Here is a 1,724-nt window from a genome sequence, read left to right as displayed (position 1 = left end):
GAACCGCATCGTTCATGGCCACGGCAATCATGCCCTCAAGCCCGATGCCTACCAGTTCCAGCCCCTCGCTTTCTGAGCGCAGCAGCGTATCGCTACAGTCAATCGCCGTAGCGCCTTCGGAACAGACGTTGCCCTGCGCGTCCGGGCCACTTTCCTGCCAGACGGCGTCCCAGCCCCCCAGATCGGACCAGCCCGCCTCAAAGGGCATCACCGCCAGATTGTCCGCTTTCTCCATGATCGCGTAATCGATGGAGATATCATCGGCCTGTGCCCATGGCGCGGCGGCAAGGCGGGTGAAGCCCAGATCGGTCGCCGCCTCCATCACCGCCCGCTCCACCGCCTCCAACAGCGCGGGCGCATATTTGCGGTAGGCGTCGATGATGGCGTCCGCGCGGAACAGGAAAATGCCCGCGTTCCACAGGAAACGTCCCGCCTCCAGCATCTCCGCCGCCCGCGCCGCATCCGGTTTTTCGACAAAGCGGGCCAGCCGCTGGGGCGCATTGGCCGAAGCATCCGCGCCCGCCTCGAGTTCGAGATAGCCGTAGCCGGTTTCCGGCCGGGTCGGTTTGATGCCAAAGGTCACCAAATCACCCGCCTGCGCCCGCTCTGCCGCGGCCTCCACCACGGCGCGGAAGGCCGCGGGATCAGGGATGACATGATCCGAAGGCGCCACCAGCATCAGCGCCTGCGGCTCCTTAAGAGCCAAATGCAGGGCCGCGGCCAGTACCGCCGGAGCGGTGTTGCGACCCTCAGGCTCGATCAGGATGCCGGCGGGCGAAAGTTCGACCGCGGCCAACTGCTCGGTCACGATGAAACGGAACGGATCGCCCGTAACCACCAGCGGCGCGGCATATCTCGCTCCCGCAAGGCGCTTTGCCGAGGCCTGGAACAGGCTTTCCTCACCCATCAGGCGGGCGAACTGCTTGGGATATGATTTACGCGACAGCGGCCAAAGGCGTGTGCCCGATCCGCCGCAAAGTAGGATGGGATGAATCATGGGAAATCTTTCGTTGGAATCCGTTTTGACGGGAAGCTTTGACGCCTCCCTAATGCAATGGGAACAGCGCTGACAGGGTTATCCGAGCCGATGCACGAATAACGTTCCCCCGACCCTGAACGTGGCAACAGTCAATTCCCAAGCTTCCGGTCGGCAGGAATCCGGTGATGAGGGCTTTCTTCGTCATATCGGGCCATTTCCGTCAGTTGTCGTGCAACGCTGCTAACATGCCGGCGCGCCGGGGCATAGGGAGGATGCATGGCCAAAAGCCTCCTCTCCGCGCATCGGGTGCTTGGCACCGGCGGTTTCCCGGCTAGGTTTCCATGCAACCGCGCGCTCCTGCGCCCAGACCCAAGGACCCGTTACCCATGCCCCAGCTTCGTCGCCCTTCCGTCGTGATCTTCGACGTGAACGAAACCCTGCTCGACCTCACGACGCTGAAGCCGCTTTTCGCGCGGCTTTTCGACGATGCGGAAGTGCTGCGGGAATTCTTTCCCGAACTCATCCTCTATTCCCAGACGCTCACGCTGTCGGGGCGCTATACCGCTTTCGGTGCGCTGGCGGGGGGCGTGTTGCGCATGGTGGGCCGCAATCACGGGGTCGATGTCGCGGACGCGGACATTGACGAGATGAAGGAGTTGCTGGGCAAGATGCCCGCCCACCCCGATGCCGCCACCGCGCTGGCGCGTCTCCGTGATGCCGGTTTCAAGCTGGTGACGCTCACGAA

Annotated in this window: 2 protein-coding genes; one reads left to right on the top strand and one right to left on the bottom strand. The window is 63.5% G+C overall.

Annotation, left to right across the window (positions count from 1 at the left end; genetic code table 11):
* Positions 1 to 997, bottom strand: a 997-nt coding sequence (locus tag A3764_RS15620; protein WP_067951750.1) for a mannose-1-phosphate guanylyltransferase, incomplete at its 3' end; no start/stop codon positions are given.
* 368 nt (positions 998 to 1,365) lie between these two features.
* Between A3764_RS15620 and A3764_RS15615 the strand changes: the two genes are divergently transcribed.
* On the top strand, positions 1,366 to 1,724 hold a 359-nt coding region (locus A3764_RS15615; RefSeq protein WP_330220535.1), incomplete at its 3' end, for an HAD family hydrolase.

This window comes from Sulfitobacter sp. HI0129 (assembly GCF_001635395.1).
Classification (GTDB): Bacteria; Pseudomonadota; Alphaproteobacteria; order Rhodobacterales; family Rhodobacteraceae; genus Sulfitobacter.
This window is presented reverse-complemented; position numbering and strand designations above follow the sequence as displayed.